This window comes from Streptomyces sp. NPDC029152 (assembly GCF_055564355.1).
Map to the genome: position 1 here is coordinate 1 of NZ_JBVHWR010000034.1, position 21,452 is coordinate 21,452.

24 protein-coding genes and 2 pseudogenes are annotated in these 21,452 nt (G+C 69.6%); 11 read left to right on the plus strand and 15 right to left on the minus strand.

The annotated features are described in order from the left end of the window. Positions 1–493: 493 nt before the first annotated feature. A pseudogene (locus ACZ4V6_RS34890) lies at positions 494–1,268 on the minus strand (transposase). Positions 1,269–1,537: 269 nt separating this feature from the next. Here ACZ4V6_RS34890 and ACZ4V6_RS34895 point away from each other — a divergent pair. The 3 genes from ACZ4V6_RS34895 to istB all read left to right on the plus strand — a co-directional run bounded on the left by ACZ4V6_RS34895 (position 1,538) and on the right by istB (position 5,304). Further along, the gene (locus tag ACZ4V6_RS34895; RefSeq protein ID WP_467835047.1) at positions 1,538–2,188 is read left to right on the plus strand and encodes a hypothetical protein; all 651 of its coding nucleotides are present in this window, start codon (positions 1,538–1,540) and stop codon (positions 2,186–2,188) included. Positions 2,189–2,872: 684 nt separating this feature from the next. Further along, positions 2,873–4,510: an IS21 family transposase gene (gene istA / locus ACZ4V6_RS34900; protein ID WP_467835112.1), complete on the plus strand. Its 1,638-nt coding sequence runs from the start codon at positions 2,873–2,875 to the stop codon at positions 4,508–4,510. Beyond that, positions 4,507–5,304, plus strand: a complete 798-nt coding sequence (gene istB, locus ACZ4V6_RS34905) for an IS21-like element helper ATPase IstB (protein WP_467835049.1) — start codon at positions 4,507–4,509, stop codon at positions 5,302–5,304. The genes istA and istB overlap by 4 nt, the downstream gene beginning before the upstream one ends. A gap of 72 nt (positions 5,305–5,376) precedes the next feature. Here the strand turns inward: istB and ACZ4V6_RS34910 are convergent, their stop codons facing one another. The 3 genes from ACZ4V6_RS34910 to ACZ4V6_RS34920 all read right to left on the minus strand — a co-directional run bounded on the left by ACZ4V6_RS34910 (position 5,377) and on the right by ACZ4V6_RS34920 (position 7,345). Next, entirely contained in the window at positions 5,377–5,958 is a 582-nt protein-coding gene (locus ACZ4V6_RS34910) for a GNAT family N-acetyltransferase (protein ID WP_467835051.1), read from the minus strand. Between the two features lie 794 nt (positions 5,959–6,752). Further along, positions 6,753–7,001, minus strand: a complete 249-nt coding sequence (locus ACZ4V6_RS34915; RefSeq protein ID WP_467835054.1) for a hypothetical protein — start codon at positions 6,999–7,001, stop codon at positions 6,753–6,755. 11 nt (positions 7,002–7,012) lie between these two features. Beyond that, positions 7,013–7,345 (minus strand): ArsR/SmtB family transcription factor, encoded by a 333-nt coding sequence (locus ACZ4V6_RS34920; protein WP_467835056.1) that lies wholly within the window; start codon positions 7,343–7,345, stop codon positions 7,013–7,015. Between the two features lie 791 nt (positions 7,346–8,136). Between ACZ4V6_RS34920 and ACZ4V6_RS34925 the strand changes: the two genes are divergently transcribed. From ACZ4V6_RS34925 to ACZ4V6_RS34940, 4 genes are all read left to right on the plus strand, one after another. Continuing rightward, positions 8,137–8,559: a hypothetical protein gene (locus ACZ4V6_RS34925; RefSeq protein WP_467835058.1), complete on the plus strand. Its 423-nt coding sequence runs from the start codon at positions 8,137–8,139 to the stop codon at positions 8,557–8,559. A gap of 42 nt (positions 8,560–8,601) precedes the next feature. Further along, positions 8,602–8,775, plus strand: coding sequence for a hypothetical protein (locus tag ACZ4V6_RS34930; protein ID WP_467835059.1), 174 nt, complete (start codon positions 8,602–8,604; stop codon positions 8,773–8,775). A 247-nt stretch (positions 8,776–9,022) separates the two neighbouring features. Then, on the plus strand, positions 9,023–9,298 hold the full coding sequence (locus ACZ4V6_RS34935) for a hypothetical protein (RefSeq protein ID WP_467835062.1): 276 nt from the start codon (positions 9,023–9,025) through the stop codon (positions 9,296–9,298). After that, complete coding sequence (locus ACZ4V6_RS34940) at positions 9,298–9,696, plus strand: PIN domain-containing protein (RefSeq protein ID WP_467835063.1); 399 nt, start codon at positions 9,298–9,300, stop codon at positions 9,694–9,696. The genes ACZ4V6_RS34935 and ACZ4V6_RS34940 overlap by 1 nt, the downstream gene beginning before the upstream one ends. A 338-nt stretch (positions 9,697–10,034) precedes the next feature. Here ACZ4V6_RS34940 and ACZ4V6_RS34945 read toward each other — a convergent pair whose 3' ends face one another. Further along, entirely contained in the window at positions 10,035–11,114 is a 1,080-nt protein-coding gene (locus ACZ4V6_RS34945) for a MerR family transcriptional regulator (RefSeq protein ID WP_467835065.1), read from the minus strand. 152 nt (positions 11,115–11,266) lie between these two features. After that, on the minus strand, positions 11,267–11,602 hold the full coding sequence (locus tag ACZ4V6_RS34950; RefSeq protein WP_467835067.1) for a lysine transporter LysE: 336 nt from the start codon (positions 11,600–11,602) through the stop codon (positions 11,267–11,269). An 825-nt stretch (positions 11,603–12,427) separates the two neighbouring features. On the opposite strand from ACZ4V6_RS34950, the pseudogene ACZ4V6_RS34955 reads away from it, so the two are divergent. After that, positions 12,428–13,273 (plus strand): annotated as a pseudogene (locus ACZ4V6_RS34955) (DUF3626 domain-containing protein). Between the two features lie 97 nt (positions 13,274–13,370). Here the strand turns inward: ACZ4V6_RS34955 and ACZ4V6_RS34960 are convergent. Then, a complete protein-coding gene (locus ACZ4V6_RS34960; protein ID WP_467835069.1) occupies positions 13,371–13,931 on the minus strand; it encodes a hypothetical protein in 561 nt (186 codons plus the stop codon). Positions 13,932–14,337: 406 nt separating this feature from the next. Here ACZ4V6_RS34960 and ACZ4V6_RS34965 point away from each other — a divergent pair, with 406 nt between their 5' ends. Continuing rightward, complete coding sequence (locus ACZ4V6_RS34965) at positions 14,338–14,577, plus strand: hypothetical protein (RefSeq protein WP_467835072.1); 240 nt, start codon at positions 14,338–14,340, stop codon at positions 14,575–14,577. A gap of 82 nt (positions 14,578–14,659) precedes the next feature. Here the strand turns inward: ACZ4V6_RS34965 and ACZ4V6_RS34970 are convergent, their stop codons facing one another. From ACZ4V6_RS34970 to ACZ4V6_RS34990, 5 genes are all read right to left on the minus strand, one after another. Continuing rightward, positions 14,660–14,845, minus strand: a complete 186-nt coding sequence (locus tag ACZ4V6_RS34970) for a hypothetical protein (protein ID WP_467835076.1) — start codon at positions 14,843–14,845, stop codon at positions 14,660–14,662. A gap of 410 nt (positions 14,846–15,255) precedes the next feature. Further along, positions 15,256–15,816, minus strand: coding sequence for a hypothetical protein (locus ACZ4V6_RS34975; protein WP_467835078.1), 561 nt, complete (start codon positions 15,814–15,816; stop codon positions 15,256–15,258). A 291-nt stretch (positions 15,817–16,107) separates the two neighbouring features. Continuing rightward, the gene (locus ACZ4V6_RS34980) at positions 16,108–16,677 is read right to left on the minus strand and encodes a hypothetical protein (protein ID WP_467835081.1); all 570 of its coding nucleotides are present in this window, start codon (positions 16,675–16,677) and stop codon (positions 16,108–16,110) included. Next, entirely contained in the window at positions 16,674–17,231 is a 558-nt protein-coding gene (locus tag ACZ4V6_RS34985; protein ID WP_467835084.1) for a hypothetical protein, read from the minus strand. The genes ACZ4V6_RS34980 and ACZ4V6_RS34985 overlap by 4 nt, the downstream gene beginning before the upstream one ends. 73 nt (positions 17,232–17,304) lie before the next feature. After that, positions 17,305–17,637: a hypothetical protein gene (locus ACZ4V6_RS34990; RefSeq protein WP_467835085.1), complete on the minus strand. Its 333-nt coding sequence runs from the start codon at positions 17,635–17,637 to the stop codon at positions 17,305–17,307. A 393-nt stretch (positions 17,638–18,030) separates the two neighbouring features. Here ACZ4V6_RS34990 and ACZ4V6_RS34995 point away from each other — a divergent pair, with 393 nt between their 5' ends. Continuing rightward, complete coding sequence (locus ACZ4V6_RS34995; RefSeq protein ID WP_467835088.1) at positions 18,031–18,216, plus strand: hypothetical protein; 186 nt, start codon at positions 18,031–18,033, stop codon at positions 18,214–18,216. A gap of 588 nt (positions 18,217–18,804) precedes the next feature. Here ACZ4V6_RS34995 and ACZ4V6_RS35000 read toward each other — a convergent pair. Together ACZ4V6_RS35000 and ACZ4V6_RS35005 are read right to left on the minus strand one after the other, a co-directional pair. Next, the gene (locus ACZ4V6_RS35000; RefSeq protein WP_467835089.1) at positions 18,805–18,972 is read right to left on the minus strand and encodes a hypothetical protein; all 168 of its coding nucleotides are present in this window, start codon (positions 18,970–18,972) and stop codon (positions 18,805–18,807) included. A gap of 204 nt (positions 18,973–19,176) precedes the next feature. After that, positions 19,177–19,401 carry a hypothetical protein gene (locus ACZ4V6_RS35005; RefSeq protein WP_467835091.1) on the minus strand — a complete coding sequence of 75 codons (225 nt, stop codon included), beginning with the start codon at positions 19,399–19,401 and terminating at the stop codon, positions 19,177–19,179. A 139-nt stretch (positions 19,402–19,540) separates the two neighbouring features. On the opposite strand from ACZ4V6_RS35005, the gene ACZ4V6_RS35010 reads away from it, so the two are divergent. Continuing rightward, positions 19,541–19,747, plus strand: a complete 207-nt coding sequence (locus ACZ4V6_RS35010; protein WP_467835092.1) for a hypothetical protein — start codon at positions 19,541–19,543, stop codon at positions 19,745–19,747. A 99-nt stretch (positions 19,748–19,846) separates the two neighbouring features. Here ACZ4V6_RS35010 and ACZ4V6_RS35015 read toward each other — a convergent pair whose 3' ends face one another. Next, positions 19,847–21,403, minus strand: coding sequence for a hypothetical protein (locus tag ACZ4V6_RS35015; RefSeq protein ID WP_467835094.1), 1,557 nt, complete (start codon positions 21,401–21,403; stop codon positions 19,847–19,849). Positions 21,404–21,452: the final 49 nt, after the last annotated feature.

The following is a 21,452-nucleotide window of genomic DNA, read 5'->3' on the forward strand; positions in this document are numbered from 1 at the left end:
CCCGCGGAGCGGGTACCTCCGCGCTAGCGCGCGGAGGAGCGGAAGCCCGGCGCTGCGCGCCGGGCGTGACGGCGCGTCACCGCCCTCGCAAGCGAGGGCGGTTCGGCCGCTAAGCGGCCGGCCCCTCTCCGCTGACGCTCCGAGGGGCTTGTCCCGGGCTTCCTGCCCGGGGTGACGCGGTCCGCTGCGCTCCCCGCGTTCACGTCCCGCAAGCGGGACGTGATGGTCCGTCCGCTGCGCTCCCGGACCGGGGCCCCTTCGGGGCCCGGCTGGCTACGGGAAGGATGCGGCTCGGGTCGTGAGTATGCATCAGGTGATGCATCATGTAGCTTTGGCAGAACCTGCCCACCCCTGGCACTTCAGATCGTATGCGGGTTCGGGACTGGAGGTAGAACGTACCTCCGAGTCTGCTGTCGCGATGCGATGATTTTTTTTCTGAGTTGAACCAGGTTGTTGAGGCATCGGTGAATTTTTTTCTGTTTAGTGAGCTTCTTCAGCGTTGCCGCTCCAGCGTGAGAATGGCTTTGACATTGACGACATGCGGTTGGGGCTGCATCGGGATCTGCGGAAGATCCGCCAGGACTTCAGGCGGGCGACGCCGCGTTCGACCGGTGTCCGTGCCGCGGCCAGGGCCCGGTTGGCGGTCTTCTCGGTGGGAGTGAGTTCCTGCGGGGGCCTGCGTTTGATGCCCGTGGTCAGCCAGGGACCGCCGCCCTGGTAGGCGAGATCAGCCAGGATGGGGACGCCCTGGCGCTCGCAGATGCGGATGATGTGGTGGGTGCGGGCTGGGGGTGCCCCCGGCCGAAGGGTGGGGAGGTCAGGTCGTGAGCCCGGCCCGGCAGTGCGGGCGAGAGCCACAGCAGCCGGCCGTCCGGGTCGGTGACCACCTGCACGTTCACGCCGTGCCGGCGGTGCTTGTGGGAGCAGTCGGCCCGTCCGTCGCCGATCCGGTCGCACTCGGCGAGCGTGCCGTCCAGCAGAACGAAGTCGGGGTTGTGTTCGCGTAGGACCTTCAGCAGACCCGGCGCACGTTCGGCGAGCAGGTGGACGACCGCGTTGGTGTAGGCGTGGGCGGTGGACTCGCTGTTCTCGAACCCGGCAGCGATCTTGGCCAGGGTGACGTGTTCGCGCAGGTACACCAGTGCCACCATCGCGCGCTGAGACGGACGGAGCTTGCAACGCCGGTCGCCCTCACGGGTGATGATGAGCATGGTGACCCACTCCACGAGCGCATGGGGCAGGTCAAGTGCGGCAGGACAGACGACCAATGAGGTCCCCGAGCAGCGTGATTGAGACGTCGGACATCTCGATCAACAGCCCGGAGGCCTTGCTCGTCGCGGCTCGCGGACCGTCACCTGATCGGTGGCCACCTCGAAGAAGCTCAGTGAGGCGTGAGAGAGCGATTGGGCTCTTTGTGACGAACTGTCCGTTCACCATCAACGCGCATGGCTGAGAACTCGCGGTCCTGGTCTGGCTCCCCTTACTGAGCACGCTGATAGCCGGTTGAATGGACACACATCCAAGCATCGGGGGCCCCATGATGGCAGAAGAGTTCGGTTATCAGGTCTCGCCGAGACCAGCATCCGCGATGACTCCGACTGTGGGGGAGGTAGTGACGGGAGAGCTGAATAAAGCAAAGAATGAGAAACCCGAACTATCCCCTGGCTGCCTAGGAACAGCCATTGCGGTAACTGCCTTCTTCCTCTGGTGCCAGGACAACCCCTCACCGATTGCAGTCCTCCTGGCCGTAGCCATTTGCCTTTTATTGGTAATCGGGTCATCTCGCGAGGAGGCCAAGATCAAGAAAAACGTGCAAGCCGTGGAGCGCATGGCCGCTGCGACGCTCGTGAGTCCTTGGCAGGCATGGCCCTGCCGCTTGGAAGAACTCCCTGGAGGGAAGGGCAAAGCGATGCTGCTGCTCGACCCAGACATGTCGGTCGTATGTACGTTCAGCTCTCCTGTTCCGGAAAGCGTATGGGTCGGCACGCCAGACGGCCGCGGGGTGTTCTGGTTCGCGGGCGACTTGCGATTCGGAGGGCTCATGTCCGTCCCAGGCGGAAGTCCTCTCTGGTGGGCTCACCCCGTACCAACACCACCGACGCTCACACCCACTGGTCGCAGACAGGAAGCAATCGAAGAAGCGGTCATCAATCAAGCCGTCGGCTTTGCCTTCGAAGAGTGGCTGTGACGTGCATCTGCAGCTCAGCCAGCGGCGGCAATAACGGTCTCGACGGTGGTCCCCTCTGGTTCGACGGAACCATCGACAGGAACCGGTCGTCCCACCGCGCCGGAGTGCAGTCCCCTCAGGCCCACCCCTTTGCATGCGACGGCGAACCTCCCACTCATCCGTTCGCGCGACTACGAACGTCCATCTCCCCGCCCCTGCGGGGGATGGCCCGGACTGCACAGCCGCGCAACGAGCCAGTTGGCCTGTCGCGGGACCATCCCCGCGGGCGCGGGGAGCAGGCGTCGTCCAGTCGCTTGACGGCGTAGTGCACGGGACCATCCCCGCGCGTGCGGGGAGCAGGCGTACGAGAAGGGGACCGCATGACCGTCATCGTGGTTCCTCATCTCGGCAGCCATCAGTGGCCGCCTCGAACGAAGAAGAGAACGCCCGCCATGCTGTCCGCGGGAGGCGTGTCTGGTGGCCTGGTGAAGCCGGACCTGCGGTTTCTGCCCGCATCGTCATGAGGCGCGTCGGAAGACGGTGGTGGGGTCTGGCTTTATTCACGAGTTGTGACGGCGGTTGTACACGGGTTTGGGAGGCGCCCGTTTCCACGGTCGGGTGATGTTCACGAGTTTTGAAGGCAGTGGGGGGCTTGCCAGGACAGCATCGGGGTGTTCCCGGTGAAAGGCCCTGGTCATGCCGCAGATGTCGAAGGTCGAGCTGTACGCGGCGATCCGGCGGGACCACCGGGCCGGCGTGACGATGCGGGAGTTGGAGCGCAAGTACAACGTTGCCTGGCGGACGGTGCGCAAGGCCCTGGACTCGGCCTGGCCGGAGCCGCGCAAGCCGTTGCCGCCGCGGCCGTCGGCGCTGGATCCGTACAAGGCGGTGATCGACGTGATCCTGCGAGCGGACCTGGACGCGCCGCGCAAGCAGCGGCATACGGTCACCCGGATCTTCCACCGGCTGATCGAAGAACACGGCGCCGACGTGTCCTATCCGATGGTCAGGCGCTATGTCGCCGACCGGAAGCCGCAGATCGCGGTGGAGGCGGGCAAGGCGCCCATCGAGGCGTTCATCCCGCAGACCCATCCGCCCGGCATGGAGGCGGAGGTCGACTTCGGCGACGTAGCCGTGCGGCTCGCCGGCGAGCTGGTGACCTGCTACCTGTTCTCCTTCCGCCTGTCGTATTCGGGCAAGGCCGTCCACCGGGTGTTCGCCTCCGCCGGCCAGGAAGCCTTCTTCGAGGGGCACGTGCACGCTCTGCGGACGCTGGGCGGCGTCCCGCGGGGGCGGGTGCGCTACGACAACCTCAAGGCCGCCGTCGCCCAGGTGCTGGGGCTGAGCCGGGCGAGGGTGGAGACCGACCGGTGGATCGCCTTCCGATCACACTTCGGCATCGAGAGCTTCTACTGCCGCCCGGGCATCGACGGCGCCCACGAGAAAGGCGGTGTCGAGGGTCAGATCGGCTACTTCCGCCGCAACCACTTCACCCCGGTGCCGGAGGTGTCCTCGCTGGCGGAGCTGAACGAGATGGTCGAGCAGTGGGACCTGCACGACGGCCGGCGCCGGATCGGCTCGCGGCCACGGACGATCGACGAGCACTTCGCCGTCGAACAGCCGCTGCTGATGCCGCTGCCGGAGGAACCGTTCGAGACCGGGAGGGTGTTCACACCCAGGGTCGACCGCTACAGCCAGATCGCCGTCCGCACCAACCGCTACTCGGTGCCGGTCCGCCTGATCGGCAAACGCGTCCGGGTCGTGCTGCACGCCTCTCACCTGGTGGTTTACGACCAGAACGTGGAAGTGGCCCGGCATGAACGACTGATCGCCAAGGGCGGCTGCCGCCTGGATCTGGACCACTACCTGGAAGCCCTGATCCGCAAGCCGGGCGCTTTCCCCGGCGCCACCGCTCTCGAACAGGCCCGCTCCGCAGGCAGGTTCACCCCGGTCCACGACGCCTGGTGGACCCAGGCCCAGAAGATCCACGGCGAGCGGGACGGCACCCGGGCACTGATCGAGGTGCTGCTGCTGGGCCGTCACATCCCGCACGAGTACCTGGTCGCCGGGCTGGCCACCGCCCTGCGGGCCGGGGCCCTGACCGCGGACGCAGTCGCCCTGGAGGCCCGCAAGGCCGCCCAGGCCGAGGACGAACCCGCTGCCCTTGGCTCGTCGGGCACCGGAGCGGGACATCCGCCGGGGACCGTGACGTTTCTGCACGAGTGGAAGCTGGCCCACCTTCCGCCGGACACCAGGCCGCTGCCCTCGGTGACCCCCTATGACCAGCTGCTCCGCCGCCGTCACGCCGACGGCGGCGCCCACCGAGAGGAAGAAGCCCAGTGACCCTGCCCCGCCAGCGAGGATTGACCGAACAGGCCGCCACCACCGCCATCGACACCGCCTGCCGCTTGCTGCGGCTGCCGTCGATCCGCAAGGAGTTCGGCGACATCGCCGACCGGGCGGTGAAGGACCAGCTGACCTATCGCGGCTTCCTTGCCGAGCTGCTGATGGCCGAGTGCGACGACCGGGCCCGCCGCCGCTCAGAACGGCGGATCAAGGCGGCCGGGTTCCCGCGGGAGAAGTCGCTGCGGACCTTCGACTTCGACGCCAACCCCAACATCGACGCGGCCACCATCAACACGCTCGCCAGCTGCGAGTGGATCAAGAAGGGGCAGCCACTCTGCCTGATCGGAGACTCCGGCACCGGCAAGTCGCACATGCTGATCGCCCTGGGCACCGAGGCCGCCATGAAGGGCTACCGGGTCCGATACACGCTGGCCACGAAACTGGTGAACGAGCTGGTCGAGGCCGCCGACGAGAAGCAGCTCACGAAGACCATCGCCCGCTACGGCCGCGTCGATCTTTTGTGCATCGACGAGTTGGGATACATGGAACTGGACCGGCACGGCGCCGAGCTGCTGTTCCAGGTCCTAACCGAGCGCGAGGAGAAGAACAGCGTCGCCATCGCCTCCAACGAGTCGTTCGGCGGCTGGACGAAGACCTTCACCGACCCGCGACTCTGCGCGGCCATCGTCGACCGCCTCACCTTCAACGGCACCATCATCGAAACCGGCACCGACTCCTACCGCCTCGCCAGCACTCGAGCACGAGCCGAGGAGCCCGCCAAGGCCGGCTGACACCCGAGGCCCCCGTCGTGGCGGACCTCGCCCTCAGGGGCGGCGTCCGCCGACAGGAAATACCCGAACCCCTCAGCTGACTTGTTGAGCGTGCTCAGATGTCTTTGCCTTCCACTGGTCTGCCGTCATGCGCCAGATGACGTCAACTCCCACTTCGCCGGGAGCGACGGGCCCTTCAGGGGCTTGTATGCGTTCAACCTCAGTGAAACCCAAGCGGCTGGCGACGGCTCCGCTGGCAGGGTTTGCGGCATCATGATGGATCTCGATGCGGTCAATGCCTGCCAGTTGGAAGCCCTGGCGGACAAGGGCCGCAGCGGCCATCGTGGCCAGACCCCGTCCGGTCCATTGAGGGTGAAGCCAGTAGCCGATGTCCAGGCCGCCCGCTCCGATGCGGCGCATGAGGCCGCAGCCGCCGATCACCGCAGCATCCGATGTGATCGCATAGCCGAAGGCTTGCCTGGCCTCCCACTCCTCCTGGTTCCGGGCGAGGAAGTCAGAGGTTTGCTGTCTGCCATGGTCGGCCGCCCAGGGCATCCACGGCACCAGATGGTCCAACGACTCGTAGATCGCCCGTTCCAAGGCGTCGAGATCCGTCATGCGCCACCGGCGCAGCTCAACCTGGTCAGAACTGAGGCTTTCGGCAGGCTCTTCCATGCCCCGGATGCTCTCGCAGCCCAGCTGAGATCGACAACGCATTATCAGCTGCTGGTTACCCGACCAGGCACGGCCGAGGCTCCTCACCCAAGAGCGACGTCATTTCTCGTGAACATCTGCGGAGGCTCGAACCCTCCCTTGCCTCCCAAACCGGTGGACAAACGCTGCTACTGAAAGCGAACGAAGCCAGGGGTCGATGATCTGGTGCCCGAACTTGTCCCGGACACGGTCGACGGCCGTCTCGGTCACCAGCCGGGCTTCCCTGGCCTCATCGAGGCTGATCTGCTGAGCGACCTGGCCGGCGTCGATGAGCTCCTCGCCCTTGAGGGCGAGGCCGGTGAGCCGGCCGCGTTGCAGGCCTGCGGCGTCGATCAGCGGGTAGTGGGGGCGGGATGCTCGGCTCCCATCCGCGGACGTTGGCGAAGGCGTCGCCGCAGGCCGCGCAGGAGCCGCTCGCCTCACGGATTCGGGCTGCTTCGGCCGCCGCGGACCGTGTGAAGCCGGATTCGTTCCCGATCGAGTTCTACTGGGGCCAGCTTCCGAGAAGACCTCGTCGGTCAGGTCGGGATCCTCGCAGCAGGAGTGCAACAGGGCTTTGCTGACCTGGTTGAAAGCTCCTCTGGCGACGGCTGCTTTGATGATGAGGTCGGCTTCGGGGGCTGCCTCCGAGCCGGGCTGTCCTTGGTGACGACCTCCTCGCCACCGCACGGATCCTCGCCGGATCCCGTCGCCATTTTCGTCGCAGACGCTCCTCGGGGGCGCCGGCCGCACGTGGCTCAGCGCCCCCTTGGCGCCTATTCGACCTGGCTGAGGATCTTCTCGACCCGCTTGAGTGTAGCGTTGAGGTCGGACAGCTGGTTCGCGGTGGCGTTCTGGGCGGCCGTGGCCTCTTCGGCTATCTCCCGCAGGAGTTCCTCGCGCCCGGCCGCTGCCCGGGCCTGGAAGATCCTGCTGACGCCGAGGACGACGACTGCGAGCAGTGCCATGCCTCCCAGGAGGAGCACGATGTCTCCCCAGCCGCCCCACGCAGTGCTGTTGTCCATCGCCAGTGATCTCACTTCTTCTCGTCCTTGTCCTTGTCGGAAAGAGTGGGGGCGGCCTCCGCGATGACGGCCGGTGTCAGACGGACGTCGAACGGCGCCACTTCGTAGTACTTCATCGCCTTGCCGTCATCGGACAGCTCCAGGGTGCTGGTGACGAGTCCTGCCGCCTCCAGCCGCTGCAGGTGCATCTGCAGGAGTGGGCGGCTCATACCCAGGTCGCGGGCGAGCTGGCTGACGTAGTTCCGCCCCCCGGCAAGAGCCGCGATGACCCGCAGCCGGTGCGGGTTGGCCAGCGCAGACAGCGTCCGCACCACTTCATCACCCGAAAGGCCACCTCGGCTCATGTCGACTCTCTTTGGCGCATGCCAGAAAAATATTGCAGGTGGACTGTGGTCGTCAACACGTTCTCTCGGATGCTGGTCCGACCTGGCTGAAACACCACCGGCGGCCACACACCCGACAGTGACCAGTCGGACGGATCCGCCCATCGGCCTGTCCCACTCGGAAGCCGGATTCCGGCTGTCACCCGACGCCGAACAGCCGACTTCCGAACCGACATACGCTAACCGGGCGAGGAAATCCAAGCCGCGGCCGAGCGGCTCCTGGCTGTCCTGGCCGAGCGCTTCCGCTCTGCTCAGCCGCCCGCCGCACCGCCACGGCAACCGCAGCACAGACCACACCCCCGCGCCGGGCCGGGACCAGAGCATGCGGTAGCGCAAATGCCGTCCAACCGGAGTGTCCGGGCTGCACGAGGGCTCGCGGCGGGGCGGCTGGCGCAGCGAGGTGTCCGTGCTGAACGGCTTGCGGACGTCGGGTGGTGCGCCGTTCTCACCTGCTCGCGGTACCCCGCGGGAAAAGAAGGTATCGGGTGAAGCCATGCGCCGTGCGGTGGCTTTCGCTTGGCTGGCTGTCATGATGGTGGGTCGTGGCGCCGCCTTGGTCGTCGTGGCGGCCTGGAGCGCCTTGATGGTTCTGGGTGAGCAGCGGTGGGTGGGAGGGGGTCTGTATGGCGAAGCGAGGACGTTCGTCCCTTCGGCAGCGCGTTGCGGGTGAGGCAGCCCGGCGGGCCGCGGCGGCCGTTCGTCTTGCGCAGGTCCCGCCGTCGAGGCGCGCCGAGCCAGCGTCTGGGGGGCCGATGGGCTGGGAGCGGCTCGACGGCGCTGCTCAGGTGTCGGTGTGTGCTGCCGGGTGCCGGGTCTGTGCGGAAGCCAGAGAGCGATTCGCTGCCGTCCGTGCCGAGTCGGTGGAGCAGCGGCGCCGGTTCGATGAGCCCGATCGGTACCCCTACGCCGCGGGCAAGCACACGCTGCACCGGGCCACGTGCCGGGAGATCGAGCAGTCGGTCGGCCAGGTCCAGGGGGATGACTCCATCTGGATGCAGGGCGCGCTGACGACGTTCGCCCACGAAGGCACCCTCAACTCCGGTTGGGCGACGCACAAGCGGATGATGGAGCCCAGTGAGGCGGCGGCCTGGGTCGCCGAGCGCGTCGGCCCGCGTGGCGGCATCCGCTACCGCCTGTGCCGGATGTGCACGCCCGTACTTCCCGTGGCCGGCTGATCCACCGCCGACGGCGGTGGCCTGCTCATACCCTTGCGGCCGGTGGTCGTGGCCGTTACGCGGTTCCGTCTTTACTCCAAGGAAGCCACCGCCGGCGCGCACAAGGCGCTGCTGACCGTCCGCCGGCGCACCGTGGCGGTCCTCGACCGTCAGCGGACGTGGCGGCAGCAAGCGCAGGACGATGCACGCTTCCTGCTCGGAGAGAGCGGCACCTGATCCGGCCCGCGCAGGGGGCGGGCAGTCGGGTCGGACCGCTGCCGCCTGAGGAGCAGGGGCCCGGCTCCGGATCACGCTGCACCCTGGCCCCGGGGCGCTCATGGGGCGTGCATCTCGCGTGCCAACCGCGCATGGAAGGCGCATCCTGCCCGGACACAGGCCTTTGGGCCAGGTCGGTCTTCCGGGCATGCTGCCGTCCACTCCCGATTCCTCTACTCGAAGTAGAGGAGCGCGGTAGAGTCGGGGTATGGCAGCAGACGAGACGAGCATCAAGGTGGGCACGGCCGCGCGGGACCGGCTGGCCCAGCTGGCCGCCGAGCACGGCACCACCATCCGAAGCCTGGTCGAGGAGCTTGCACGGAGCACACCGACGCGGGCGGAGTACGCCGAGCGGGCCGAGCTGGCCCGCGCCGAGCTCGCCTCCGCGCTCGGCAGCGCGCCGAGCCCGGAGGCCGAGGCGAAGGCCCGGGCGCTGCTGGAGCGCCTCGGCGGCAGCGCGCACGGTCCGCGGGCGGCCGCGTAGTGGCGCCGATCGCGGTCGTCCTGGACCACACGGCCGCCGCGGCGCTGTACGACCCGAAGGACCCGTTCAACGAGGCGGTCGCCGCGTTCTACGTCCAGGCCTCCGGCGGCCTCGGTGATCTGTACGCGCCGGTGCTGTCGCTGACGGCCGGCGACGCCGAACAGCCTGGGCTGCTCGGCTACATCAAGGGGCTGCGGTTCATCCGGATCGAGGCGTTCGGCACCGACGCCGCGGTCACCGCCACCGAACTGCTGCGCTTCGGGCACTCCTGGGCCGCCGTCCACGCCATCCACACCGCCCGCCCCTGCGCCGCCCACCCCGCCGGCCGGTACCTGCTCACCCTGACGCCGAAGGCGTACGCGGGCACCGGCGTCCAGGCCGTCCACCCCGGCCAGTAGCCGCCGGCGCGGGGTCGGCACGTCGCTGGGCTTCGCGTCGGCTCTGTCGGTGTCGGTGACCCCGGCCTTCTCTGTTCCTCAGTTGGCAGGACTTGTCTCCAAGCCGTTGTGTGGGACAGGTTGGTGGTCGGTGTCCCACACAACCGTAGGCAGCATGACGGTTCACCCGCGCAGCCAAGCCAGCAGGCGCCTTGGAGCCGGGCGCTGTGCAGTGGACGGCATGGTTCGAGGGGCAGATCTGGCTTTCCTGGCTTGCTGGGCGAGTCGGTATTCGTCCGCCTCACGGATGAGTTCGTGGGAGCGGACCTGGTGCAACCCGAAGTGCATGCCACTCGCTCCTACTGCTGGAGCTCCATGACGTCGGCGACCACGCAGCTGACGTTGTCGGGGCCGCCGGAGCCGTTGGCGAGGGCGATGAGTTCGCGGACCGCGTGCTCGGGTTCACTGGTGTCGGAGAGCACTCGGTGGATTTCTTCGGTCGGCACGACGGTGGACAGACCGTCCGAGCAGAGCAGGTAGCGGTCTTCCTGCTGGGCGTCGTGCAGGCGCATGTCGGGTGTGGAGTCGGCTCCTTGGCCCAGGGCACGTACCAGCAGGGACCGCTGAGGGTGGGAAGCGGCTTCTTCCGGGCTGAGGCGTCCTTCGTCGACCATTGACTGCACCATGGTGTGGTCGTGAGTGATCTGGAACAGCTCCCCGTCTCGCAGGAGGTAGACGCGGGAGTCGCCGATGTGGACCAGGGCCAGCTGCGAGCCGGTCCACAGCATCGCGGTGAGTGTGGTGCCGGCGTTCTCGGAGGAAGGGCCGAGTCCGGAGATGCCGTGCACGGCCTGCTTGGCCTGGTCGATCGCGTCTTCGAGGACGTTCAAGAGATTACCCGCCGGGATGCTGTCGGTTTCCAGGCTCTTGAGCGCGTCGACAGCGGCGGCGCTTGCGGGGGCACCTGCGCTGCCGTAGCCGTCGGCGACGGCGAGCAGGCGAGACCCTGCGTAGGCGGTGTCCTGGTTGCTTTCGCGGACAAGGCCGGTGTCGGAAAGGGCGGCGTAACGGATACCCAGGGGCTTGGCGGTCGGGGACATAGCAGGGTCCTTCCAGGAGAGGTGGTCGATGAGGAAGGCGGCCAAGTCCCGCCGTGCGGCGGTGTCGGCCTCGACCTGGGCCCAGAACGCACGGATCTCTTCGGCCGCCGGACCTGCCGCCAGGGTGCAGACCTGCTGGATGCGGGCGAGAGGCATCCCCAGCCGCCGGAGCCAGGCAACCAGCCGGGCCTGCTCCAGCTGCTCCGGTGCGTAGAGCCGGTAGCCGGTCACCGGGTCGACGCGAGCGGGAGTCAGCAGGCCGAGCTCGTCGTAAAGACGCAGCGCCTTCGGCGACAGCCGGGACGCCTTCGCGAACGTCCCGATGGTCAGCAACTCCATACTCGTTCCTCCTCATGCCAGGCATGTCGCCCGGCCCCACTGATGCTGTGGGCTCCCCCAAGGTGAAGGTCAACCAAGAACTCGGGCTGGGTCCCGTCTGATGGTCTCCCACTCGGTCGCAGGCTGCGTGACCGCGGTGGAGCCGTCCGGCCTCACAAGCAGTCGCAGCCCGGGACGTAGAGCAGCAGGAACAGAGCCGTCGCGGCGGCCCCGGTGAAACCGGCAGCGGTCACGGCGGCAAGGCCCCGACGGCGGCCCTTCGCAGGCCTACGGAAGGTCTGCCAGGCGCCGTGGGCGAACAAGCAGCTGAGCAGCCCGGCACCTGCGATGGTCAAGCGTGGACTCAAGGGCCAGCTCAGGTAGGCGATCACAACGAGGCAGCCCAGCAGGAGGCAGGCGAGCAGGGTGAGGATCACCTCGGCGACGGCTTCTCCCACCGTGTCGATCAGGAAGCCACCGACGCCTTTCGCTGCCCTGCGAACCCCCACAGCACTCCTCCACTCACGCTTCCGACGGCCCCGGGCGGGGCCTGACAGACAGGACCCCCGTCGAGCCGAAACAGCTGCCGAGGTGCCGCCCAGAGGCCTGTGCCGCCTGCGGGGTGGCCTGTTCCCACGGGGCGCAGATCGGCCCGGTGACCCCCAGCGGGCCGTGAGCGGCCAGTGCGGACATTGTCATCCCCATGTCCACTTGTACGGGAAAAGTACGCACTTCGTACGGGATCCGTACGCTTAGGGAGCGCTGTATCCGTGTGTCACGGCAGTTGCCGTACTCGGTGACGACCGGCGTCATTGTCCGCGTCGACCAGGAGGCCGTCCGCTGCGAGGCCCGCCGTGTCGTCTGTGCGCAGGGCCTTCCAGGACAGGTTCACCGCGAGGACGGTGCTGCCGTCGTGGTGAAGCGGGGTTTGCCGAGACGATCTCGAGTCCGGCCAGCGGGCCCACGGCCAGACGGTTGCGGGTCAGCGGGCGCGGGCGGCCGCGCACAGGTCGGGAGCCTTCTCCCGAGGGGCGGCGCGGTGCGGGACAGGGGCCGTTCCGAGCGGGCAACGGCGACGAACCAGGCGGAAGTTTCGGCCTGGTCGGCGAGGGAGTTGTCCAGGGCATGAGTGAGGAGGCGGTCGGTGTCGTCCTGGGCCTGCTGGGTGCGGGCGAAGCGTTCGCGGTAGGCGCGCTCGATCTGGTGCTCGGCCATCCAGGCGGCGTGGTCGCGGTCGCGGTAGATGCGCGGTTGCTGGACCGATGGGCTGCTCGCAGGGCAGCAGTGGCCATATTGAGGTGCGTTGGTGCCTGCGACTTGTGCAGACTCCACGCATGGATGCTGATACCGCCGTCTCGCTCTACGGGAGGGCTTTGAGACATGTCGCGGCTGCGTCGAGGGGGAAGCCTCTCCCTGGGGACCTGAGGGTGACGATGCACTTTCACCCTGACCGAGTTGCGGGGAACCGTCCTATCCTGATTCAAATGGCTGACGAAGGTGTCTACAGGTCACAGTTCGTCACAGGTACGAGTAACGGCGGGCTGACCGCTCATCCGGGCGGAGACCGATGGCGCTGGGAGAGTCGTATCTTCGCCGGCGCGTATGACGAGGTCGCACCTGACCAGCGCCCTGTCTACTGAGCGTTGAACTACCGCCGCGATCCGATCGGCGGTGCCCCGCGATTCGGCTCCTCGTACTTCAGGCTCACGCCTGAGGCTCTCACGCGCGCCACGTTCTGTTACCCGGACAGTTCCGCTGAGCCGTCTTCCTTCGGCGTCGCCGATCGATGCTCACTTCTCGAGCTCGCCGAGGCAACGGACATGGATCCCCTGGACGGCCATATCGAGGCACAGATCCACGGGCCGGTCAGGTTTGACTGTGATGTAGAAGCGCTGGTACTGGACCCCAGCTATCGCGGTACAACGGTCGAACATACGGCAGGACGTCTGCCGTGCCCAGTCGAATGGCATCCCGGTTTCCGGCTCAGCGTGGCTGAACTGCGTCACCATCCGCACTATCGCGGCCAGGCGTATGTGGATCTGGGAGCCGAGATCGCTCACGGTGGCTGGCTCACTCCCAGGGACATCGGAGACGCTGCCCGCACAGGTCGATACGCTCTCCAGGACCTCAAGAAGGTCTGGCACTGCCTGGCCCGGTTCGGGAAGCTCAGCGGCTGTTGATATGCCGTGCCACGTTCGACACGGCGGTGTCAGGGCCCGAGACCAGGCAGCATTGTCGGGTGGCGAGGCAGTCGGACCGTCTGTGCCGCGTTGGTGGTCAGCGGCGAGTGACGGTGTAGCCGGCGTCGTTGACGGCGCGGGTCCACACGTTGCGGTCGAACCACTTGGTGATGTCTGGCTGCATCTCGGTGATGGTGCGCATCCGGGCCTGCCAGTCGTGCCCGCCGGGGCCGCGGCTGCCGTCGCAGCCCGTGCAGCCGTCCTCGCCGTGGATATGGCCGGCCATCCAGGCGTTGACCGCCACGTTGACGATGACCGAGAACAGGTCGCCGCCCGTCTGGGCCAGGGAATCGGGGACACCGGCGAGGACCAGGGCGAGTTCGGGATTGTCGATCGGCGGCATCGGGGCCTGGCCCGCGTCCGTGGCGCTGCTGCCCTCGGCGAAGGCCTGCGCGCTGCCGGCGAGATGGTCGGCGAGGGCGGCGGCGTCGAAGTACCGCCAGGCGGAGCGGACCTGGATCCCCAGGCGCTGCGCGACGGCGGTGACGTTCTTCTCGATCGTGTCCTCGACCGTCGCCGGTGCGAGCGTCACTCCCCGGTGAGCCAGCTCCGTGAGCGTGAGGGCCGTAGCTTTTTTGAACGCCTTCGTGTTCCGCACAGCCGCATCGTAGGCGCGCCGTTGTGGCCGGCTCGGCGTCGCTGTTGTATTCCCGAGGAGGTCTCTGACCGCTTCGCGCCGTCAGCTCCCCCTGGGGTTAGTCGGAGATGCGGCCGTAGCGGACTGGCGGCGGTCGGGTAGAACGGCTGGCATGGCGGTCTTCTACTGCATGAAGTGCGGTGCCCAGCTCACCTCCGACCTTCAGCAGCTCCCAGAGGTCCCGGATGCTGTCGTGCACGACAGGGGCCGTGACCGCACGACCGGGCTCGCGCCGTCGACCGTGCCACGGGGGCACTACGCAGTCGACCCCGAACCGTGGGCAGCCCCCTTCGTGGAACCAGGACCCCGAGAACAGGGAACGTCCGCAACCCGCGCCCTTCTCATGCCGCCCGGGCTGGACGGTCTGGTGTCCGCAGGTCCCAGGAACTCCGTGATCGTCCACCCGGACGACGTACCCGACCTGCGTCTGGACGCCGCCCTGGGCATCCACCAGGGGTGCTGCGGCCCTCTGGGGACCGGAGGGCGCAACATGGCCTGCGCCTGCGGGACCCTCATAGCCACCCTGGCCGCGGACTGCCTGGGCCCCCACGAACTGCACCTCGATCCGGCCCGTACCCACGCATACACAGCCAACCCGCCGACGTGATCCGGATGAGCACTTGGAGGCCACCGCGACGCCCCCGCAGCCCAGGGACGGACACCTCTCGGCCCGGACGCCTGCACGACGGTCACAGGGCGCCGGGAGGGGTTTTGGGCTCAAAGACGTTCCGTGGGGCGCTCGGCTGGGAGGTGGGTGTCTGGCGCAGGACCTGGGCCAGGTCGCGGTGGATCCGGTCGGCTTCACCACGGACCTGGACGGGGACGTCGCCGCGCTCGGCGACCAGACGGTCGTAGACGGGGGTCTGCTGGAACACGAGGGGACGGTTTTCCTTCAGCGGACGGTTCACCGGACCGGCGAAGCATACGGGCCCGCGGAACTTCTCCCTGTCCGGGCTGGCGTCGGAGATGCAGGTGCAAGGCATCGTCACCGCGGCCGAGGTGACCGCGCTCGTGGGGGCTTTCGCCGACACAGTCCTCTCCGCACCCGAACCCTAGCCCTCCCCCGGCACGCCCACGGGCACGGGTGACCGGCTCGGCGCGGGCTCGTTGAACACGGCATCGCGTGCATGTACATCCGACCCCCCGCGGATACGCGACCGGGTCCCGGACCGCCTGACGGTCCGGGACCCGGGGCCTGCTCGATACACGTAGCTGCGGAGTGAGGACAACAGCCCAGCCAGCGCGTCGGCCTTCCGACACGGGCGAGCGCGGGCACCACGCTGGCTCAGTGCGCGATGGGCGGCGACATGCACCCCGTCTCCAGGTACGGCCCGTTGGCCTGCACCCCGTAGTTGGACTTCTGAACGAACGCCGTGACGCAGGCGTCGCGATGGACCCGCAGCCCGATCATGGCACCCTCCGGAATGACGTACTCACCGTCCCGGTAGCGCGCGTACATCTCCTGGACGGTCAGGCCCCCGATCTCCTCGGACTCCTTGTAGCCGAGCCCGAGCAGGGCCGCCCGCACCGACTCGGGATCCCACTTCCCCTGCTCCCACAGTTTTCTGAGCACCGGCTCGATGCGTTCGGCTTCCCGCTGGGCGTCCTTCTCGTGTGCGGCCGACATCTCGCGGGGCTGACGGTGGGCGTTGTTCTCGTTGTAGTGCGGTGCGCCCTCACCGGCGCCGGGTTCCACATAAGGGGTCGCGCCCGCAGAGCCGGGAGTGGCGGTGCTCGCCGCGTCGGCTGCCCGCAGTTCGCCGCAGCCGGTCAGAGCCAGGCAGCCGGCCAGTGCAAGACCGGACACGGCACGAAGCCTGCGCTGGACGGAAGTTGAGTTCGGCATGCGGCGATTGTGTAGGACGGGCGGGCGTACTGGATGAGTACGCGTACTCAGAGTTCTACGCAACTGTTGCAATGGTCGTACTGGCACAGATTCCCAGCGGTGGCCCGCGCGGCGCGGGGGCGGGGATGCCGTGGCCCGACTGTGGGGCAGCACCACGGCACCCCCGCCCGGGGCAGCACCCACGGGTGCACGAACTGGATACCCCCCTGGCGCTGCCACGTCACGCCCCCGAACGGGTACCGCAGCGACGGAAACGTCCCCCAAACCGTACGGCGTACCGCGGCAGCCGGCCTACGGGCGCAGGCCCGGCGAGGGAGGCGGCGGGGGCGTCTGGCCTTGCTGGGCGTGGTGTGCGGCGCCGGCGGCGCCTGGGCGGCCGGCGCGGGCTGCCGTCGGACCGGAAGGCAAGGGTGTGGCGAGGGCTGTGGCGGCCTGCTCCGTACGCCGGCGGGCGGCCGCTTCGATCTCGGCCACCTTCTGCTGCACGTCGGGCGCCTCGCACAGGGCGCGGAACTCCTCGAAGGACAGGGTCGGTTCGTCCTCGTCTGTCCCGTCGACCGGTCGGGCCGGTGTGATGAGCTCGAGGGCCCGCTGCTTGCGCCGGGCCCACACTGCCTCGGCCGCGGCGCGTTCTTCGGGGGTGGGCTGGGTCATCGGGTAGATCACGGTGTCCGGGCCGGGGCCGCTTTCCGTACCGGGGCCGGGGTGGGAGTCCATGCCGGGGGGTGCCTTCCGTTCGGGGCCGGGCTGGTGTGCGGCGGCCGCCTCCGGGCCGCTGCTGGAGGCGGCCGGGCGGCCGGGGGCTGCACTTCCTGCGCCGGGATACGTGGTGGGCGTCAGGCCGGACTCCTCGGCGCTCACCGCATCCTGCCCGGGCGCCGGAGGGTTCTGCCGCACCAGCCGCTGCTCGCGCTCTGGACCCGCGGCCGCGGGCGCGGTCTGGCTGTGCCGGGCGAGGATGTTCGGGTCGCTGGGCCGGAAGACGAAGCGAGGGGGGCGGCAAGAGCGTTCGGGAGGGGTTCGCCGAGGCCGTCCCTGCCGGCCGTGATGAGCGTGTCGGCGTTGCGGGCCAGTGTCAGCAGTGCGTCGCGGGTGCTGGGGGCATGCAGCAGCTCGGTGTGGACGACCCACACTCCCTTGGGGCTTTGGGGCTGCTGGGCCGCCTCTTCTGCGGAGAGCACCGTGCAGAGCAGATCGGGGTGCAGGCCGGCGGCGAGGGAGCGGATGGGGGCCTGCAGGTGGCGGAAGTCGACGACCGTCAGCGGCGTTCCGTTCGCGGCTGCCAGCCGCGCGCCCGCCGCGACGGTCATCTCCCTGCCGGGCGCGCCGATGCTGTAGGAGAGGTGTCCTCCGCCGGAGGCCACCAGCGAGTCGATGAGCTGTGCCGCCTGGGGGTGTACGAGCACCTCGTTCATGTGAGCCTCTTTCCGCGCTGGAATCCGGCCGGGAAGTGATCTTGTGGGCACGGCTGTGCTGTCCCGGATCCGGTCACTGCCGGCCCGCCTGCGGCTGCCCGCTTCGCCGGGGCGTGCCGCGCCAGGGGCAGCGGCAGGGATCGGCCGCGCACGGCGCACCCAGGGCCCGGCAGCGCGAGCAGTCGCAGAAGGCCGCCTCTCCCGGGGCCCGCCGGTGCCCGGCCTGAAGGGGTTGGGCGGAGGGCCAGGCGCCGATGGTGTGCCGGGCGGGTGCCGCATGGCGCTGCCACAAGGCTGCCGTCTGGACGGGGGTGCGGTCGGGGCGGATCCGCAGGCGCAGGAAGGCCGGCAGGTCGCCTTCCTCGCGCATGGCCGTGATGTCCTCGGGCCCGAACCCCTCCCGCACCGCGCCCCTCCCTTTTTCGCCCCGCCGCCGGGCACGAACGGGCCCGGCGGTAGCCAAGTTTCAGGCGGCAGGCACCGCCATGGGGCTGCTCGAGCCGTGTGTCCCGCCCGGCGGGAGGCAAGCGGTGCGATACCGGGCCGGGCGTCCCGGCAGACGGCCCGGGCCGCGGCGGCGGGAGCAGGGGCGGCGAAAGGGACAGGACGGCGAGGGAATCGGTGAGTACACCCCCTCGTGGGGGTGCAGCGGCCGTAGCGGCACACCTGTCCGCGTGCCGTGCTCGGGGCGCGGGGGCGCATCCTGGCGCAAGGGGGGCGGCAGGCCCGTGAACCGGAAAGCCGCCGGCCAAGCGGCCCGGCACCGCCTGCTGTCAGTGCCACCGGCGATGATGCCGGTATGACGAGCACGATGGAGAGCTACGGATTTCGGTGGACCGGCCCGGACGGCACGCCGCGGGTGTCGGCCGTGGCGTACGACAAGGTGTCCGCGGACCGGCGCGAGGCGGAACTCGAGCAGACCGGCGCGACCGGGATCGAACGGATACCGGTGCAGCCCGGCCGGCTGCCGCAGCCCAAGGCGTGACAGACGGCGTGAGGCCGACGGGGGCCGGACTCAGGACCGGTGCACATTGACCTCACGTACATGACGGCGCCCCCCCCGGGCAGGGGCGGGCAGGCCTGCCGCCGTACCGGCGTCCAACGACATGCTCAAGGCCCTCTTCGGGGTGGAGCGCGCCGCGAACCGTCACGCTCCACCGGGTGCTGATCAGCGTCAAGGGGGCTGCGTGTGCTGATCGTCGGCTGTGTCGGTGGCCCGCCCGGGGCAGTGAGTGCCGCTACGCTGTGCCCGATGGGCCCTCGCGGCCCGGCAAGGCCCGCAATCACCCCCCGTTGCGCGGGCCGTTGCCTTCCTCTGGGGCCGGGCCGGCACAGCCCCCCGTCGCCCGCCCGGCCCCAGCCCCTTCACCAGGCAGACACGGCAGCCGGCCTGCAGCGATCAGGCCACGGGAGACGGCCCGGAGGCTCATACCCCGTGTTGTTCTCGTCGGTGATGGTGTCCGGGGCGGCGGCACCAGCGGCGGTACGGGCGGGCGGGTGCTGGGCGTGCTGCCCGCCCTCTTCGCCCGGTCCTCTGCAGATGTGGTGCCGGTGCGCTCGAGGATGCCTGGGGTCAGGGAAGAGCGGTGCGGCCTTTGAACCGGACCCGGGTGAGATAGGCGGTGCACAGCTCTTCACCGACCGGGCAGCGCACGGTTCCGCATTCGGTGCAAGTCTTCAGGTGCTCGACGTAGGCGGCGTAGTCGGCCTCGTGCAAGCGGTGCTCGGTGTCGTTCTGCACAGGTATGTCGCTCTCCGTGTCTGCGCCTTGCCTGACGGTTACGCACAGGCAACGTTACGTCGAACCCTGCGCGTTCCGGGAGCCGGATTCCTGCCAGCGACGGCGCTTCTTATGGCCTGACGCCGGACCCCCGGGGGACGGGGGCGACGGGCGGACGGCGTCAGCGGCGTCATGGGGCGGTGCCTTCCCTGGCGGCCCAGGGTGTCAGGCGGCGGCGAAGTCGTGGGCGGGGCCGTCGCGCCACTCCACCAGGCGCGGGTCGTCCAGGACGGCGGCGGGGCCGGCGATACCGGCGGCTTCGAGGAAGACGACCAGGTCGTGGTCGCTGTAGGCGGTGCCGAGGACCACGTCCGTACCGTGGCGGCGCACCGTGACCCTCCGGCCGCCCGACAGAGAACGGCCGTGCACGACGACCGGCGCACCGCTCACCCTTCCAGCCTGCCCCCGCGCACGGCCGTGCGGCGAGCCGGGGCAGCAGGTCCGGCCGGGAGAGGAGGGAAGGCCGCCCGGCCGGGCCCGGCACCTGGGCCTGCAGCAGGTACGCGTCCGGGTGCGGCCCGACGGCTCGATGGATCCCGAGGACCTGCTGCAGGCCCAGGTGTGGCGCGGGGCGGGGCGCTGGTGGTGGCCACCTGCGGCACTCCCCTACGTGGTGCCGTCGACGACGTGGCCGAGCTGCGGCCCGGCCGCCGCGGCGGCCGGGCCCGTCACGCATGGCGCCGTCGACGAGTTCGCCGCCGGCCTGGCAGCCGCCCGCCGCAAAGCGGCCGCATAACCCCGGACCCTGCTCCGCTCACGCTTCGGTCTGCCCGCCGAAGCCGGTGGCCTGATGGAGCGCCCTTTCGGCAGGGAGATGGACGCGCTCAGCATCTGGTCACCGGTGGATTCCCGGTGTGCCGGGGCCGGTGGCCAGTGCCTGGCTGTGGGCCTCGTCGTGGGCGGTGGACGCCACGGAAGCGGCAGGGGCGGTTGGGCGTGCCATGGCCTGTTGCAGGCGGGCCCGGATGTCGTTCTCGTCGAGCGGGGCCGTGGCTGTGGTGAGGCGGTCCAGTGCGGTGCGGGCGGTTACCAGCAGGTCCGCTTCGGTGCCGGGGGCGTCCTGTCGGGGGGTGGGTGCGGGGAGTTGGCGCTGGTAGGTGATCTGTCCGTCGAGGGCCTGGGCTGCGCGGTCGAGGGTGCCGAAGGCCTCGATGAGGCGGCGTTCGGTCTGCGCGGCCGCGACCGGGACGAGGGCTTCGGGCAGGGTGGCCGGCGGTTCGGTGGGGAAGGCGAGGCGGCCGAGTGCGTCGTGCAGGGCGTGCACCTGTCCGAGACGGGCGGACAGGTAGGCGATGCGGGCGTGCAACAGGCGCGGATCGGCGAGGTAGTCGGCGTCGTCGTCGAGGGTGGCGGCGCGCTGTTCGGCCAAAGTCTCGACGGCCCGCTGGGCGGTGGTGGAGGCGCGGCGCCAGGCAGTTGCCGGGCCGGAGACGGTCAGGGCCCGGGCGGGCGCGGGGAAGGCGTCCCGGATGCGTCGGGCTTCCTGCGGTCGGCCGGAGTAGGAGGCGGCGGTGTAGGCGCGGACGGTGGCGTGGGCCTGCGCGAGGTGGGCAGCGCGCTGCTCGTCGAGTGCCGGGGCGGGGGTGTCGGGGGTGTGGGGGCTGGTCGCCTGATGGAGGTGGTCGGTGATGTCGGGTTCGAGGACGGCGCGCAGCCGCTGGGCGAAGGCGTCGCGCAAGGCGATCTGGTCCAGGAGCCAGTCCGCCGTCCCGGTGAAGGCCGGGACGTCAACGGCCAGGGCCTGGAGAGCGTGCCAGTCGTCGACCAGCTCGCCGTGGGACCGGTAGGGGTTTTCCAGGCGGTCGAGGAGAGCGGTGACGTTCTGGCCAGTGGCGACGATCAGCTCCGCGGTGCTCGCGTCCTGCCCGGCGGCGCTGAGCGCGAGGGAGACGACGGAGGGCGGCGGGTAGTCACTCAGAGCGCGCATGTGGCAGGCCCAGGCGGCCGTCGCGGCGCTCCACCCCGCGTCCACGCCCTGCGGTGCCGTGCTGCTGCGCCGGTGGAGCCAGCCGGCCAGCTGCCGGGTGAGCCACGGGTCGTCCGCCTGGTGCAGGAGGCGGACGACGGCGAGCTCGCCCGGAGTGTGCTCATGCAGGCCGTCGGGGCTGGTGGTGACGATGGCAAGGGGGCGGGCGCCGGTGTCCAGGTCCAGCCAGCGGCGCAGCGCTTCCTCACGGCCGTAGACGGCCTCCTGCACGGTGAGGCGGGCGGGGTCGAACCCGGGGCGGGCGATGCCCGTCTCCCCCAGCCGCGGCGGCTCCGGCTCCACGCCGCCGGACCAGCCGGCCGCCTGATCGGGCGCGTCCGCCCACACCAGGGCGTAGGCGTCCGCTCCCTGTCCGGACAGCCACGCACCGAACTCACCAGGCGGGGGCGCACTCTGCTCACTCATCCACGGGGGCCTTCTCCTCGAACCGTCTGGGTCACGCCGCACGGACCTG